Here is a 13,775-nt window from a genome sequence, read left to right as displayed (position 1 = left end):
GTCTCGTCCGCCCACGCCCACGCCCCCGCCGCACCGGCACCGGCCCGCACCGCGGCCCGCCGCACCGCCCGGGGCCGGTGCGCGGGCTACTCCACCAGCGACTGGGTGCCCAGGACGGTGACCAGGGCCAGCCGCTCGGCGTCCGGGGTGCCCGGCTCGGCGGAGTACACCAGGACGCGCAGGTCGCCGCCCGCCACACCGAGCACGTCGCAGTCCAGGTCCAGCGGCCCCACCGCGGGGTGGTCGATCGTCTTGCGGGCCACCTCGTGCCGGCCCACGATCCCCGACTCCCACAGCTCGGCGAACCGCTCGCTGTGCGCGCACAGGTCCTCGACCAGCCGCCGCAGCCGCCGGTCGGCGGGGTACCGGCCCACCGTGTGGCGCAGATCGGCGACGAGTGCCTCCTCGAACGCCCGCCGCTCCGACGGGCTCTGCCGCGCCCGGCCGCGCGGGCCGGCGAAGGCGCGCCACACGCTGTTGCGCTCGTGCCCGCGCCAGTCGGACGGATCGCCCATCAGCGCGGCGTACGGCTGGTTGGCCAGCAGCAGCGTCCACGCGGCGTCGAAGACGGCGACGGGGGTGCCGGCCAGCCGGTCCAGCAGCCGGTGGACGCTGGGCGGGATGTACGTGGGCACCGTGTCCGGACCCGGCGGCGCCAGCCCGGCCTGCCGGTACAGATAGGCCCGCTCCTGAAGCGGCAGGCGCAGCGCGCGGGCGAGCGCCTCGACGACCTGCGGTGAGGGGTTGGCCGCCCGGCCCTGTTCCAGCCGGGTGACGTAGTCGGCCGAGATGCCGGCCAGCAGGGCCAGTTCCTCCCGGCGCAGCCCGGCCGCGCGCCGCTGACCGCGGGCCGGCAGCCCGGCCGACTCGGGGGAGACGCGGTCGCGCCACCGGCGTACGGTCCGTCCGAACTCGGTCGTCGTCATGGCCTCCAGTGAACACCGCCGGGCGCCCGCGTACCTGGTACCGCTGGTCCCAGGCAGCGAACCCGGACCCGGAACCGGAACGGACGCGGCCGTGGCGCACAGGAGGCGGCGCGGCCGAGCCGTCCGCGCGGCGCGGTCCACCGGGAGACCGGCACGGTCGGCGCCCGGGGGTCCTCAGCGTCCCGGCGCGGGACGGCTGCGGGAGACCACGCGGACGCCCGTCGCGTCGACGACCCGCATCTGGAGCGAGCCGCAGGCGCACCGGGACCACACCGTGTGGCCGGTGGCCGTGGGGTGCCGGGACACCACCTGGCAGGGCTCGGCGGCGTCCGGCCACCCGCAGTGCGGGCAGGCGGTACCGGTCGTGCCGGTCGTGCTGGTCATGGCGTCTCCTTGTCCGTGCGGGTGCGGTCGGTGTCCTGCTCGGCCGGCTGATCGTCGCGACACAGCCAAGGGTGCGACGAGAGGTCCGTACACGTCCAGGTTGACTTACCGGACCTCACCGTGAAGCGTGGACTTCATGATTGACCTGCGTCGGCTGCACGTCCTGCGGGCGGTCGCCCACTACGGCACGGTCACCGCCGCCGCCCGCGCCCTGCACTTCACACCGTCCGCCGCCTCGCAGCAGATCCGCCAGCTCGCCCGGGAACTGGGCGTCGACCTGCTGGAGCCGCAGGGCCGCGGCGTACGGCTCACGCCCGCCGCCGAGAGCCTGCTCACGCACGCCGACGCCATCCAGGCCCGCTGGGAGGAGGCGGAGCTGGAACTGCGCGCGGGCCGGGCCGAGCCCGCCGGTCCGCTGCACGTGGCCGGGTTCCCGGTGGCCGTCTCGGTGCTGCTGGCGCCGATGACCGCCCGGCTGCGCGAACGCCATCCCCGCCTCACCGTCCGCATCCGGGAGACGGACGTACCCGAGAGCTTCGACCTGCTCTTCGAGGGGGAGACCGATCTCGCCGTGGTGGAGGCGACCCCGCGCAACCCGCCGCCGGGCGACGCCCGCTTCGACCAGCGGCCCCTGCTGGACGACCCGTTCGACCTGGTCGTCCCCGAGGGGCATCCGCTGGCCGGGCGGGACCGGGTCGGCCTGGCGGACGCGGCGCACGAGCCCTGGATCGCACCGGTGCCCGAGAGCCCCTGCCGACTGCACGTGATGTCGGCGTGCGGCGCCGCCGGTTTCACCCCCGACGTGGTCCACCACGCGCGGGACTGGAACGTGACCGCCCACCTCGTCGCGCACGGCCTGGGCGTCGCCCTGATCCCGCGCCTGGCCCATCTGGACCCGCACCTGCCCGTCACCCGGCTGCGCTGCGCCGACCGCCCGCACCGCACGCTGCTGACCTGCACCCGGCGCGGCGGGCACCGGCGGCCGGCGGTCGCCGCGGCGCTGGCGGAACTGCGCGCCCTGGCGCCGACGGCGGTGGCCTGACACCGCACCTCCTGAACCGCCCGCGGGGCCGGAGTCCCGAAGGACCCCGGCCCCGCGCCGTGCGGTGCCGCGCACTCAGGCGGCGGTGATCTCCCCGGCGTGGCCGTGCAGACGCGAGACGACCTCGGTCAGCTGGGCGGCGACCTCGGAGTCGTCCGCCGGGTGGGTCTCGGCGAAACGGGTCACCGAGCCGGGGATGGACAGCTTCAGCTCCTCGATCACCTTGCCGCCCGCGATGCCCACGGCCTTGCGGGCGTCGTCCTGCGCCCACACACCGCCGTACTGGCCGAAGGCGGTGCCGATCACGGCCACGGGCTTGCCGCCGAAGGCGCCGGCGCCGAACGGGCGGGACAGCCAGTCGATGGCGTTCTTCAGCACGGCCGGCATGGTGCCGTTGTACTCCGGCGACAGGATCAGGAAGGCGTCGGACGCCTGGGCGGCCTCACGCAGCCGGGCGGCGGCGGCCGGGACGCTGCCCTCGACGTCGATGTCCTCGTTGTAGAAGGGGATCTCGGCCAGCCCCTCGAAGAGCTCCACCTCGGCGCCGGCCGGGGCGAGCTTGCGGGCCGCCTCGGCGAGCTGGCGGTTGTGCGAACCGGCGCGAAGGCTGCCGACGAGGGCGAGGATACGAACAGACATGGTGATGACTCCAGGCGCTGAGAACACTGCACGACGCCGCAGAACACTGCGGACACGAATCCGGACCGAGGTCCGTTTAATGTTGTAGCACCCTAAGCGGACCGCGGTCCAGTTTTCTTCCCGATGCTTTACGCTGACGACATGTCCGCCGCCCTTCCGCCCCGTCCCGCGTCCCCGGTTCCCGTCGACCCGCCCGAACTGCTGCGGCTCGGCGCCGGCCCGCTGGAGAAGGAGCCGTGCCTGCGCGCGGACGCCGCGCGCAACCGCGCCCGGCTGCTGGAGGCCGCCGCGCGCCTGGTCGCGGAGCACGGCGCGGCCGGGGTCACCATGGAGGCGGTGGCCGCGGCGGCCCAGGTGGGCAAGGGCACGGTGTTCCGCCGCTTCGGCGACCGCACCGGACTGCTGATGGCCCTGATGGACCACTCGGAGAGGAAGTTCCAGGCCGCGCTGCTCAGCGGCCCGCCGCCGCTGGGACCCGGGGCACCGCCCGTGGAACGGCTGCGCGCCTTCGGGTGCGCGCTGCTGCGCCGCGCGAGCGAGGAACTGGACCTGCAACTGGCCGCCGAACCCGGCCCCGGACGCCGCTACACCGTACCGGCCCGCCGCTTCCACAACGCCCACGTCGCCCTGCTGCTGCGCCAGGTGGTCCCGGACGCCGACGGCGAGCTGCTCGCGCACACCCTGATGTCCTCGCTCGACCCGGTGCTGGTCCACCACCTGACCGTGCAGTGCGGGATGCCCCTGGCCCGGCTGGAGCGGGCCTGGGTGGACCTGGTGGCCCGGACGACCGGGACGCCGCCGCCCCACTGACCGGAGCACCGCTCACACTCCGTCAGATACCGTACGGCGCCCCGTAGTTGGTCCGATCCGGACTACCCTCCCCCGGCCGCGGCCCCGCCCCGCGGCTCTGCCAGGATGCCGTACGTCATGGTGCAGATACCGAACCCGCCCGTGCCCACGAGCGCCGATGTGGCCCGTCTGGCCGGCGTCTCCCGCGCGACCGTCTCCTACGTCCTGAACAACACCCACGCCGTCCGCATCAGCGAACCCACCCGCCGCCGGGTCCACGAGGCGGCCGAACAACTCGGCTACGTCCCGCACGCGGCGGCCCGCACCCTGCGCGCCGGCCACAGCCGCACGGTCGTGATGCCGGCGCCCGCGTTCCCCGCCGGCCCGCTCTACATCCGCTTCGTCGGCGAACTCCAGAAAGCCCTCGCCCACCTCGACTACACCGTCGTGCAGTACGGCGCCGGCGGCCCGTACGGCGACGACAGCGCCCGTGCCTGGGCGGAGCTGCGGCCGATCGCCGTCCTGGTCCCCGGACCCGGCCTCGGCCCGCGCGGCGTGGCGGTGCTGAAGCGCTCGGGCGCCCGCGCGGTGGTGACCTTGGGACCCGAGGCCGTCGACGGCGCCCACGCCCTGATCATGGACCACCGGGCCGTCGGTCACGCCGCGGGCCGGCACCTGTACGAGCGCGGGCGCCGCCGCGTCGGTGTGGTGATGCCGGCCGAACCCGGCCTGCGGCTCTTCTCCGTACCCCGCCTGGCGGGCGTCCGCCGCGCCCTGCACGGCACCGACGCGACCCTGACCGAACTGCCCCTGCCCTACGACGAGGAGGCCGCCGCCCGGCTCGCCGCCCGCTGGGACACCCTGGGCCTGGACGCCGTGTTCGCCTACAACGACGAGTACGCCATGCTGCTCTGCCGCGCCCTCCAGGACGCCGGTGTCCCCATCCCCGGGCGGACGGCCGTGCTCGGCGCCGACGACCTCGTGCTGGGCCGGCTGCTGAGGCCGCGGCTGAGCACCGTACGCCTCGAACTGCCCGCCGGCCGCGAACTCGCCGCGCTCGTCGACCGTGCCGTACGCGAACCCGGCGCCGTCCCCGAGCACCGCGCGGTCCTCGGCGCGTGCGTGGTGCACCGCGACTCCAGCTGAGCCCGGCCCCGCGCGAGGACCGCGCCGGCGGCGGAACTACTGCCCGTTCCGGACCTCCTGCGCCTGCTGCTCGGCGACCGCCCTGCGGACCTCGTCCATGTCCAGCTTCCGGGCCTGCCCGATGACGTCCGTCAGCGCCGCCTCGGGCAGCGCGCCCGGCTGCGCGAACACGGCCACCTGGTCCCGGACGATCATCAGGGTCGGAATGGACTGGATGCCGAAGGCCGCGGCCAGTTCCGGCTGCGCCTCGGTGTCCACCTTGCCGAAGACCAGGTCGGGGTTCTCCTCCGCCGCCTTCTCGTAGACCGGGGCGAACCGATGGCACGGCCCGCACCAGGACGCCCAGAAGTCGATCAGCACGAACTCGTTGTCCGTGACCGTCTGGTCGAAGTTGTCCTTGGTGAGTTCCACGGTGCTGCTCATGGCTGATGCCTCTTCCTGGTCGGGGGCGGGTGCCGTCGGCGCAAACAGCGAAGACCGAGCGGGTATTCCGCGCACGTACCCATGTGGCCCCGGCGCACACCACCCACCAGACTGACCCCATGACGGAAACGGAATCCAACGTGTACGACGTCGTGGTGATCGGCGCCGGCCCGGTCGGCGAGAACGTCGCCGACCGCACCCGGGCGGCCGGACTGACCACCGCGATCGTGGAGAGCGAACTGGTCGGCGGCGAATGCTCCTACTGGGCGTGCATGCCCAGCAAGGCCCTGCTGCGCCCGGTCATCGCCCGGGCCGACGCCCGCCGCACCCCCGGACTGGGCCAGGCGGTCCAGGGCCCCCTCGACACCTCCGCGGTCCTCGCCCACCGCGACTACTACACCTCCGGCTGGAAGGACGACGGCCAGGTCGAGTGGATCGAGGGCATCGGCGCCGACCTGTACCGCGGACAGGGGCGCCTCGCCGGACCGCGCACCGTGGAGGTGACCGGGCCCGGCGGGGAGCGGCGCGTCCTCACCGCCCGGCACGCCGTCGCCGTCTGCACCGGCAGCCGCGCCGCCCTGCCCCCGCTGCCGGGCCTGGCCGACGTCCGCCCCTGGACCAGCCGCGAGGCGACCAGCGCCCAGCGGGCGCCGGGGCGGCTGATCGTGGTCGGCGGCGGAGTCGTGGCCGTGGAGATGGCCACCGCCTGGCAGGCCCTCGGCTCGCGCGTCACCGTGCTGGTCCGGGGCGGGGGACTGCTGGAGCGCATGGAGCCGTTCGCCGGGGAACTGGTCGCCGAGGCGCTCACCGAGGCCGGCGCCGACCTGCGCACCGGCACGTCGGTGAAGTCCGTCAGCCGGGAGAACGGCACCGTCGTCGCCGTCACCGACACCGGCGACCGGATCGAGGCCGACGAGATCCTCTTCGCCACCGGGCGCGCGCCGCGCACCGACGACCTCGGGCTGGAGACCGTCGGACTGGAGCCGGGCTCCTGGCTGGAGACCGACGACAGCCTGCGCGTCACCGGCCACGACTGGCTGTACGCCGTCGGGGACGTCAACCACCGGGCCCTCCTCACCCACCAGGGCAAGTACCAGGCGCGGATCGCGGGCGCCGCCATCGCCGCCCGCGCCGCGGGCGAGGGCGCCCTCGACTCCGGACCGTGGGGCGCGCACGCCGCGACCGCCGACCACGCCGCCGTCCCCCAGGTGGTCTTCACCGACCCCGAGGCGGCCTCCGTCGGCCTGACCCTGGCCGAGGCCGAACAGGCGGGCCACCGTGTCCGCGCCGTCGACGTCGACCTCTCCACGGTGGCCGGCGCCGGTCTCTACGCCGACGGCTACCGGGGCCGGGCCCGGATGGTCGTCGACCTGGAGGACGAGATCGTGCGGGGCGTGACCTTCGTCGGCCCCGGGGTGGGCGAGATGATCCACTCGGCGACCGTCGCCGTCGCCGGCCAGGTCCCGGTCGGCCGCCTCTGGCACGCGGTGCCGTCCTACCCGACGATCAGCGAGGTGTGGCTGCGGCTGCTGGAGTCCTACCGCGACAGCTGACCGCCGTCCCGGGGCGCCGCCGCCCGTCCGGCCGGCCCGGGGGCGGGCAGCGGGACCGCCGCCGTCGTCGTACGGGTGCGGCCCGCCCGGCGGTCAGTCCAGGCCGAAGCCGAGCGCGGCCGCCGCCTCGTGCGGTGTGGGCTGTGCCCAGCGTTCCCTCATCGCCCGGGCCGACGCCAGCGAACGCGGCTGCGCGCGGTCCAGATAGAGCGTCCCGTCCAGGTGGTCCGTCTCGTGCTGCACGATCCGGGCGGGCCACCCGGTGAACACCTCGTCCAGCGCGCGGCCGTGCTCGTCCGCCCCCGTCAGCCGTACCGCCGCCGGCCGGGCGACCACCGCCTGCCAGCCCGGCACGCTCAGACAGCCCTCGTAGAACGCGGCCCGGCCGTCACCGGCCGGCTCGTACGCCGGATTGACCAGGACCCGGAACGGCTGCGGCACCCGCCCGCGCGCCCGGCGCACCTGAGGCGGCACCGGGGCCGGGTCCTCGATCACCGCGATCCGCAGCCCCACCCCCACCTGCACGGCCGCCAGGCCGACCCCCGGCGCCGCCCGCATGGTCACCCGCAGCGCCTCGACGAACCGGGCCAGCAGCGCGGGCTCCAACTGCCCGTCGAACGGCTCGGCCGCGCGCCGCAGCACCGGATCGCCGGCCTCGACGATCGGCAACGGGCCGCCAGGGGCCAGGAGTTCCTCGACACGCTCGGCGATCGGCGTACGCCCGGCCCAAGTTCCCATCACGCCAGGATGCCACGGCCCCCTGACACCGCCCGGCACGCGAGTGATGTACATCACACGAATCGCCGGGAACTCGACGCCCCCCGGAGCCGACCACTGGACCGTCACGCCCGACGACGCCGACGCCCCGGAGAGACGCCCATGACCACCGCTTCCTCGACCACCACGGACGAGGCCCCGCACCCGGCCACCGCGCAGCCGGCGCCCGGCAGATGGTCCCCGCTGCGCCCCCTCGTGCTGCGCCTGCACTTCTACGCCGGGGTGTTCGTCGCCCCCTTCCTCCTGGTCGCGGCCGTCACCGGCCTGCTGTACGCCGCCTCCTTCCAGGCCGAGGAGCTTCTCTACGCCGACGAGCTGACCGTTCCCGAGGCGGGCGGGGCCAAGCTGCCGGTCTCCGAGCAGGTCGCCGCCGCCCGCGAGGCCCACCCCGAGGGCACCGTCTCGGCCGTGCGCCCCTCGCCCGCCGACGACGCCACCACCAGGGTGATGCTCTCCGGCGTCGCGGGCGTCGACCCCGCCCACACGCTCGCCGTCTTCGTCGACCCCTACACCGCCGAGGTGCGCGGTGCCCTCGAACAGTACGGCTCCACCGGGGCGCTCCCGCTGCGCACCTGGATCGACGAGTTCCACCGCGACCTGCACCTCGGTCAGACCGGCCGGCTCTACAGCGAGTTCGCGGCGAGCTGGCTGTGGGTGATCGCGGGCGGGGGACTGGTGCTGTGGTTCTCCCGGCGCCGGGCCCGCAGAAAGGTGCGCGGCACCAGCGGACGCCGCCGCACCCTCGGCCTGCACGGCGCGACCGGCGCCTGGATCGCGGCCGGGCTCGTCTTCCTGTCGGCGACCGGCCTGACCTGGTCCACGTACGCCGGGGCCAATGTCGAGAAGCTGCGCGTCTCGCTCGGCCAGACCACCCCCACCGTGTCCTCGGCCGCGGCGGGCGGCGAGCACGCGGGCCACGGCGCTGCGGCGGGCGCCGGCGGGGACGCGGCCCACGGGGTCGGCCTCGACAAGGTGCTGGCCGCCGCCCGCGCCGAGGGCCTCGGTGACCCGGTCGAGATCGTCCCGCCCGCCGACGCGTCCACCGCGTACGTCGTGCGGCAGGTGCAGCGCAGCTGGCCGGAGAAGCAGGACTCGGTCGCCGTCGACCCGGCCACCGGTGAGGTCACCGACGTGCTGCGGTTCGCGGACTACCCGGTGCTGGCCAAGCTCACCCGCTGGGGCATCGACCTGCACACCGGCAACCTGTTCGGCCTCGTCAACCAGCTCGCCCTGATGGCGCTGGCGCTCGCGCTCGTCCTGCTCATCGTGTGGGGGTACCGCATGTGGTGGCAGCGCGGACGCGGCTCCTCCTTCGGCCGCCCGATCCCGCGCGGCGCCTGGCAGCAGGTGCCGGCCTACCTCCTCGTGCCGCTGCTGGCCTGCGTCGCGGTCCTCGGCTACTTCGTGCCGCTGCTCGGCATCCCGCTCGCGGCGTTCCTCGCGGCCGACGTCGTCCTCGGCGAGATCGCGTACCGCCGGGGCCGCCGGACGTACGCGAGCGGCCCGGCGGCGAGGCGCTGAGCCCCGCGGCCGGGCCGTCCGGACCGGGCGGCGGGCTCAGGCCTCCGCGAAGTCGCCCCCGAGGGCCGCGGCGATCCGCAGCTGGGAGTCGGCCTCGTCCTGCCGGCCCTGCCGCTCCAGCGTCCGGCCCAGCATCAGCCGGGCGTAGTGCTCCACCGGGTCACGCTCGACGATGACCCGCAACTCGGCCTCGGCGCGGCTCAGCTGGGCGGAGTGGTAGTAGGCGCGGGCCAGCAGCAGCCGCGGCCCGGTCTGCTCCGGCACTCCTCGACCAGCCGGCCGAGGACCAGGGCCGCCGCCGCGTAGTTCCTGGCGTCGAAGAACCTCCGGGCGCGCTCCCAGCGCTCGGCGGGCGTTCCGTGGTCGTAGTACGCCGGGTAGGCCGGGCGGGTCGGGTGCGTCGAGTGGGTCGTGTTCACGGGTGGCCTCCTTCACACCGGTCAACCACGCGAGGTGGTTGAACATTCCACGACCTGTGAGGGTGCGTGCCCGCCGGACCCGGAGCACCGGGGCGATGTCAGTGCCTTGCCGCAGAATGCGCGTCAGCGAGATCAACTCCGGCCGGACCGGGTAGGCGGTCTCGGGACCCGCCCCGCAGAAAGGCCCTCGTCGATGCCGTCCACCACCGCCGGCCAGTCCAGCCCGGACGCCGCCCAGGTCCTGCGTGTCGTCTCCGACCCGCGCACCCCCGTCTTCGTCACCGAACATCCGGGCGGGCGGCGCAGGTACGGCTACTGGCGGCCCTTGGTGCCCGGAGCGCCGACGGGCGGCTGTTACGTCGCCCTGCCCACCGCCGTCTGCGAGGAACTGCGCTCCGCCGGCCGGATCGCCCTCGACGACCCCATCGTCGACCCCGCCAAGACCACCTGCCGGGTCCGGCCCGTCCCCGCCCACACCGCCGCCGCCCGCGCCCGCCGGCAGTGGGCCCGCGCGGCATGACGGACGCGAGTCCGACCCGGGGTGAGAACAGGGCAGTTGACGCCGGATGAGGCAAGTATTCCTAAGCCGCGCACAGCTTCCTGCTACCGTCTCGCTAATTGTTGACGAAATTGTTCGGCACATGGTCAATCGAACGCACGAGCACAAGCCCCGCACGCGGGCGGCGCACCGCTCCCGCCGATGGTTCATGAACAAGGCCCTGCTCGCGGGCGGCGTCTCCGCCGTCGCGGCCATGGGCGGGTACGCCGCCACCCAGGCCGGCGCCGAGACGACGGCCACGGCCGACGCGACGGCCAGTGCCGGCCCCTCCGGCCCGCCGGCCGGCGGCGGCTTCGGCCAGACGATCGCCTACGACGACTTCGTCGGCGTCACCACCGACGGCACGGTCGTCGAGGACCTCTACGCGATCCACTCCACCGGCGTCTCCACCACCCCGGTCGTGCGCGCCGCCGCGGCCTTCGTCGACTCGCTGACCGACGACCAGAAGTCGGCCACCCTCTTCGACATCGACGCCGACCAGTGGCTCGACTGGACCAACGTCGACTCCGACGACCGCGAGGGCGTGGCCCTGCGCGACCTGACGGAGAAGCAGTACGCGCTCGGCATGAAGCTGCTGAAGCAGGCGCTGTCGGCCCGCGGCCTCAAGCAGGCCAACGGCATCCGCAAGCTCAACCACTTCCTCGGCGAGTACTCGGGCGACACGTCCAAGGCGCTGAACGAGGACGCCTACTGGTTCACCGTCATGGGCACCCCGTCGGCCACCGACGCCTGGGGCTTCCAGTTCGAGGGCCACCACCTCGTCGTCAACTGCTTCGTCCTCGGCGACCAGGTCGTGATGACCCCGACCTTCATGGGCTCCGAGCCGACGAAGATCACCTACGACGGTGTGGACTACGACCTCTTCCGTCAGGAGACCGTCGCCGGCCTGAAGTTCTTCCGCTCCCTGAACGCCACCCAGCGCGCCGCCGCCCTCTCCGCCGACGAGAAGGCCGGCACCGACCTGATCGCCGGCGCCGGCCAGGACAACGCCCGGATCCCGTACGCCGGCGTCAAGGGCTCCGCCCTGGACTACCGCCAGCAGCAGCTCCTGCTCGACCTGGCCGAGGTGTACGTCGGCCACCAGGACGAGGGCCACGCGCGGGTGAGGCTGCGGGAGATCGAGAAGCACCTCGACGACACGTACTTCTACTGGATCGGCGAGTACGAGGACGACTCCGCGTTCTACTACCGGATCCACAGCCCCGTCGTGCTGATCGAGTACGACGCCCAGTCCCCGCTCGCCTACCACGAGGACGCGGACGGCAGCTCGGCCTCCCCCTCCGCGTCCGCCTCGGCCTCCGCCTCCACGGGCCCCGGCGCGGGCGGCCCCGGCCAGCAGGGCGACCCCACCCAGCAGCACATCCACACCGTCATCCGCACGCCCAACGGCAACGACTACGGCGTGGACCTGCTCAAGCTCCACCTGGCGACCGACCACTGACCGCTCCGCCACCCCCTCGGGCCCCGGACTCGGCCGGGGCCTTCGCGTGGCCCACCGGCTACCAGGTGCCGGCGGCCCGCCTGAGGTGGTCCCGGACGCGGCGCACGTCGGGGTTGGCGTCGGCGCCCGGACGCTGCACCAAGAAGAGGGTGTTCAGCGGCGGCTCCGCGGGGGAGTGCAGCGGCACCAGCCGGCCGCTGTCCAGGTGCTCCCGGCACAGCGAGCGGGGCAGCACGCTGTAGCCGGCGCCTGAGTTCACCGCCGCCAGGACGGCGTAGAGGTTGGGCACGGTCACGGCGGCGTCGGTGGCGAGCTGCCGGCCGAAGACCGTGCGCCAGTAGCGGCGCAGGATCGGCAGGTCCTCGGCGTACGTCACCATCGGCACCGCGCGCAGGGCCGCGACCGGGTCGCCGGCGCCGGCGACCCGGTCGGCCCAGGCGGGTGCGGCGACCAGGACGTACTCCTCGTCGGCCAGCGGGACCGAGGCGAAGGCACGGCCGCGCGGCCGGCGGGTGGTGATCACCAGGTCGTGGCGTCCGGCGCGCATCTCCTCCATCAGCGGTTCGGGCAGCCCCTGTGCCACCCGCAGCCGCACCCCGTCGGCGACCAGCGGGGCGAGCGAGGGCAGCACGCGCACGCACAGCAGCTCGGACGGCCCGGCCAGGTGCACGGGCGCGGCCGTGGCACCGGCGTCCCCCAGCACGGCCAGCGCGTCGAGCGGGGCGGCGACCTGCCCGGCCAGTTCACGCGCGTACGGGGTCGGCTCCACCCCGCGCGGCAGCCGCGTGAAGAGGGCGCGTCCGGTCTGCTGCTCCAGGGTGCGGATCTGGGCGGTCACCGTCGGCTGGGACAGGCCGAGCCCGGGTGCCGCCGCCGTGAACGAACCCGCGCGGTACACGGCCAGGAAGGTGCGCAGCAGATTCAGGTCCGCGTGCGGTGGGAGCCCCCGGCCGCCGGTGCCCGGCGGTTCCTCCCGGGCCGGCGTGCGGTGCTTCATGGCGCCAGCGTAGCTGCCCCTGCCATCGGGGTCCCGATGGCGGAGACCGGTATGCCGGTCGGTGGGCGGGTGCGCCGCCGCCCATTTGCCGAAACCGCAAAGTCGTTCGCCGTCGGCGCGGTGTCCGGTGCAGGGTCGCCGGTGAGGCGCCGCACTTCCGCGGCGCCGGCCGAAGCGCCCTGGAGGCACCCCATGACCAGCGTCCCCCCGCCTGCCCGGCCCGCCGAGTTCTGGGAGTCCCGCTACCGTGACTCCGGCCGCGTCTGGAGCGGGCGCCCGAACGAACTGCTCGTACGGGAGGTGTCCGGCCTGACCCCGGGCACCGCCCTGGACCTCGGCTGCGGCGAGGGCGGTGACGCCGTGTGGCTGGCCTCGCGCGGATGGCGGGTCACCGGCGTGGACATCGCGGCCACGGCCCTGGAGCGTGCCGCCGCGCACGCCGCCGAGGCCGGTGTCGGGGACCGTGTCGCGTGGGAGCGGCACGAGTTGGGCGAGTCGTTCCCCGAGGGTTCCTTCGACCTGGTGAGCGCGCACTACCTGCAGTCCCCGGTCGCCCTCGACCAGCGGGGCGTACTGCGCCGGGCGGCGGACGCCGTCGCACCCGGCGGCACCCTCCTGCTCGTCCTGCACGCCGGCTGGCCGTCCTGGCAGACCGAGCCCCCGTTCGACGCCGAGTTCCCCACCCTGGACGGCCTCCTGAACGACCTGGACCTGCCGGCCGCCGAGTGGACTGTCGAGACCCGGGAGACGGTCCGGCGCGCGAGCACCTCCCCCGACGGTGCCGACGGCCACCGCGAGGACCATGTGTGGCGGCTGCGGCGCGGCAGGTGAGCCAGCCGTGTCCGGTTTGTTGAAAAAGTTACCTCATGTGTTTTTTGTGAGGTAGGCATGTTTTGTGACTAGAGGGACACTTGTGGTGTGAAGGTCACGGCCAACCAGAGGGAGATGGTGACATGCCTTCCAAGGAAAAGATGATCGAAGAGGTCATCCGCACCCAGGACATCGACATCGACGCGGCGCTCGACCCGGCCGAGGCGGAAGGCGTATTCCGCGACAGCCGCGAGTGCGCGGCGCTGGCTCTGTCCGGTGGCAAGTACGGACTGCTGCTGTCGCCCCCGACCCCGCGCCCGAAGAAGGGCTGACCTGACCGACAGGAGCA

General features: G+C 74.4%; 15 protein-coding genes and 1 pseudogene. 9 read left to right on the top strand and 7 right to left on the bottom strand.

Going from position 1 to position 13,775, the window contains the following annotated elements; all coding sequences use genetic code 11:
- Positions 1-86: 86 nt before the first annotated feature.
- Together ACZ3IG_RS07360 and ACZ3IG_RS07355 are read right to left on the bottom strand one after the other, a co-directional pair.
- Complete coding sequence (locus tag ACZ3IG_RS07360; protein WP_467429826.1) at positions 87-926, bottom strand: helix-turn-helix domain-containing protein; 840 nt, start codon at positions 924-926, stop codon at positions 87-89.
- 174 nt (positions 927-1,100) lie between these two features.
- Positions 1,101-1,310, bottom strand: a complete 210-nt coding sequence (locus ACZ3IG_RS07355) for a hypothetical protein (protein ID WP_467429824.1) — start codon at positions 1,308-1,310, stop codon at positions 1,101-1,103.
- A gap of 136 nt (positions 1,311-1,446) precedes the next feature.
- Here ACZ3IG_RS07355 and ACZ3IG_RS07350 point away from each other — a divergent pair, with 136 nt between their 5' ends.
- The gene (locus ACZ3IG_RS07350) at positions 1,447-2,352 is read left to right on the top strand and encodes a LysR family transcriptional regulator (RefSeq protein ID WP_467429823.1); all 906 of its coding nucleotides are present in this window, start codon (positions 1,447-1,449) and stop codon (positions 2,350-2,352) included.
- A gap of 75 nt (positions 2,353-2,427) precedes the next feature.
- Here ACZ3IG_RS07350 and ACZ3IG_RS07345 read toward each other — a convergent pair whose 3' ends face one another.
- Entirely contained in the window at positions 2,428-2,991 is a 564-nt protein-coding gene (locus ACZ3IG_RS07345; RefSeq protein ID WP_467429821.1) for an NAD(P)H-dependent oxidoreductase, read from the bottom strand.
- A 141-nt stretch (positions 2,992-3,132) separates the two neighbouring features.
- Between ACZ3IG_RS07345 and ACZ3IG_RS07340 the strand changes: the two genes are divergently transcribed.
- Together ACZ3IG_RS07340 and ACZ3IG_RS07335 are read left to right on the top strand one after the other, a co-directional pair.
- Entirely contained in the window at positions 3,133-3,801 is a 669-nt protein-coding gene (locus ACZ3IG_RS07340; protein ID WP_467429819.1) for a TetR/AcrR family transcriptional regulator, read from the top strand.
- Positions 3,802-3,918: 117 nt separating this feature from the next.
- Positions 3,919-4,926, top strand: coding sequence for a LacI family DNA-binding transcriptional regulator (locus ACZ3IG_RS07335; RefSeq protein ID WP_467429818.1), 1,008 nt, complete (start codon positions 3,919-3,921; stop codon positions 4,924-4,926).
- A gap of 36 nt (positions 4,927-4,962) precedes the next feature.
- Here the strand turns inward: ACZ3IG_RS07335 and trxA are convergent, their stop codons facing one another.
- The gene (trxA, locus tag ACZ3IG_RS07330; RefSeq protein ID WP_467429817.1) at positions 4,963-5,349 is read right to left on the bottom strand and encodes a thioredoxin; all 387 of its coding nucleotides are present in this window, start codon (positions 5,347-5,349) and stop codon (positions 4,963-4,965) included.
- Between the two features lie 119 nt (positions 5,350-5,468).
- Here trxA and ACZ3IG_RS07325 point away from each other — a divergent pair, with 119 nt between their 5' ends.
- Positions 5,469-6,902, top strand: coding sequence for a dihydrolipoyl dehydrogenase family protein (locus tag ACZ3IG_RS07325; RefSeq protein ID WP_467429815.1), 1,434 nt, complete (start codon positions 5,469-5,471; stop codon positions 6,900-6,902).
- A gap of 93 nt (positions 6,903-6,995) precedes the next feature.
- Here the strand turns inward: ACZ3IG_RS07325 and ACZ3IG_RS07320 are convergent, their stop codons facing one another.
- Positions 6,996-7,640, bottom strand: coding sequence for a peptide deformylase (locus tag ACZ3IG_RS07320; protein ID WP_467429814.1), 645 nt, complete (start codon positions 7,638-7,640; stop codon positions 6,996-6,998).
- Positions 7,641-7,781: 141 nt separating this feature from the next.
- Here ACZ3IG_RS07320 and ACZ3IG_RS07315 point away from each other — a divergent pair, with 141 nt between their 5' ends.
- Positions 7,782-9,200, top strand: coding sequence for a PepSY-associated TM helix domain-containing protein (locus ACZ3IG_RS07315; RefSeq protein WP_467429813.1), 1,419 nt, complete (start codon positions 7,782-7,784; stop codon positions 9,198-9,200).
- 36 nt (positions 9,201-9,236) lie between these two features.
- Here the strand turns inward: ACZ3IG_RS07315 and ACZ3IG_RS07310 are convergent.
- A pseudogene (locus ACZ3IG_RS07310) lies at positions 9,237-9,619 on the bottom strand (tetratricopeptide repeat protein).
- 193 nt (positions 9,620-9,812) lie between these two features.
- On the opposite strand from ACZ3IG_RS07310, the gene ACZ3IG_RS07305 reads away from it, so the two are divergent.
- Together ACZ3IG_RS07305 and ACZ3IG_RS07300 are read left to right on the top strand one after the other, a co-directional pair.
- The gene (locus ACZ3IG_RS07305; RefSeq protein WP_467429811.1) at positions 9,813-10,139 is read left to right on the top strand and encodes a hypothetical protein; all 327 of its coding nucleotides are present in this window, start codon (positions 9,813-9,815) and stop codon (positions 10,137-10,139) included.
- 121 nt (positions 10,140-10,260) lie between these two features.
- On the top strand, positions 10,261-11,619 hold the full coding sequence (locus ACZ3IG_RS07300; RefSeq protein WP_467429810.1) for a DUF3500 domain-containing protein: 1,359 nt from the start codon (positions 10,261-10,263) through the stop codon (positions 11,617-11,619).
- A gap of 58 nt (positions 11,620-11,677) precedes the next feature.
- On the opposite strand, the gene ACZ3IG_RS07295 is transcribed toward ACZ3IG_RS07300, so the two are convergent.
- Positions 11,678-12,616 carry a LysR family transcriptional regulator gene (locus ACZ3IG_RS07295; RefSeq protein ID WP_467429809.1) on the bottom strand — a complete coding sequence of 313 codons (939 nt, stop codon included), beginning with the start codon at positions 12,614-12,616 and terminating at the stop codon, positions 11,678-11,680.
- A gap of 192 nt (positions 12,617-12,808) precedes the next feature.
- Between ACZ3IG_RS07295 and ACZ3IG_RS07290 the strand changes: the two genes are divergently transcribed.
- Both ACZ3IG_RS07290 and ACZ3IG_RS07285 read left to right on the top strand, forming a co-directional pair.
- On the top strand, positions 12,809-13,447 hold the full coding sequence (locus tag ACZ3IG_RS07290) for a class I SAM-dependent methyltransferase (RefSeq protein ID WP_467429808.1): 639 nt from the start codon (positions 12,809-12,811) through the stop codon (positions 13,445-13,447).
- A 122-nt stretch (positions 13,448-13,569) separates the two neighbouring features.
- Entirely contained in the window at positions 13,570-13,758 is a 189-nt protein-coding gene (locus tag ACZ3IG_RS07285; RefSeq protein WP_215166086.1) for a hypothetical protein, read from the top strand.
- Positions 13,759-13,775 lie beyond the last annotated feature (17 nt).

The organism is Streptomyces sp. NPDC016677 (assembly GCF_055562815.1).
Note: the sequence above shows the minus strand (reverse complement) of the source record. Positions and strands in the feature narration are given on the sequence as shown.

Coding starts and splice junctions, on each gene's coding strand:
- ACZ3IG_RS07340 (WP_467429819.1), top strand. CDS start 3,133: ATGTCCGCCGCCCTTCCGCCCCGTCCCGCGTCCCCGGTTCCCGTCGAC.
- ACZ3IG_RS07320 (WP_467429814.1), bottom strand. CDS start 7,640: ATGGGAACTTGGGCCGGGCGTACGCCGATCGCCGAGCGTGTCGAGGAA.
- trxA (WP_467429817.1), bottom strand. CDS start 5,349: ATGAGCAGCACCGTGGAACTCACCAAGGACAACTTCGACCAGACGGTC.
- ACZ3IG_RS07355 (WP_467429824.1), bottom strand. CDS start 1,310: ATGACCAGCACGACCGGCACGACCGGTACCGCCTGCCCGCACTGCGGG.
- ACZ3IG_RS07350 (WP_467429823.1), top strand. CDS start 1,447: ATGATTGACCTGCGTCGGCTGCACGTCCTGCGGGCGGTCGCCCACTAC.
- ACZ3IG_RS07300 (WP_467429810.1), top strand. CDS start 10,261: ATGGTCAATCGAACGCACGAGCACAAGCCCCGCACGCGGGCGGCGCAC.
- ACZ3IG_RS07305 (WP_467429811.1), top strand. CDS start 9,813: ATGCCGTCCACCACCGCCGGCCAGTCCAGCCCGGACGCCGCCCAGGTC.
- ACZ3IG_RS07325 (WP_467429815.1), top strand. CDS start 5,469: ATGACGGAAACGGAATCCAACGTGTACGACGTCGTGGTGATCGGCGCC.
- ACZ3IG_RS07335 (WP_467429818.1), top strand. CDS start 3,919: ATGGTGCAGATACCGAACCCGCCCGTGCCCACGAGCGCCGATGTGGCC.
- ACZ3IG_RS07290 (WP_467429808.1), top strand. CDS start 12,809: ATGACCAGCGTCCCCCCGCCTGCCCGGCCCGCCGAGTTCTGGGAGTCC.
- ACZ3IG_RS07360 (WP_467429826.1), bottom strand. CDS start 926: ATGACGACGACCGAGTTCGGACGGACCGTACGCCGGTGGCGCGACCGC.
- ACZ3IG_RS07345 (WP_467429821.1), bottom strand. CDS start 2,991: ATGTCTGTTCGTATCCTCGCCCTCGTCGGCAGCCTTCGCGCCGGTTCG.
- ACZ3IG_RS07285 (WP_215166086.1), top strand. CDS start 13,570: ATGCCTTCCAAGGAAAAGATGATCGAAGAGGTCATCCGCACCCAGGAC.
- ACZ3IG_RS07315 (WP_467429813.1), top strand. CDS start 7,782: ATGACCACCGCTTCCTCGACCACCACGGACGAGGCCCCGCACCCGGCC.
- ACZ3IG_RS07295 (WP_467429809.1), bottom strand. CDS start 12,616: ATGAAGCACCGCACGCCGGCCCGGGAGGAACCGCCGGGCACCGGCGGC.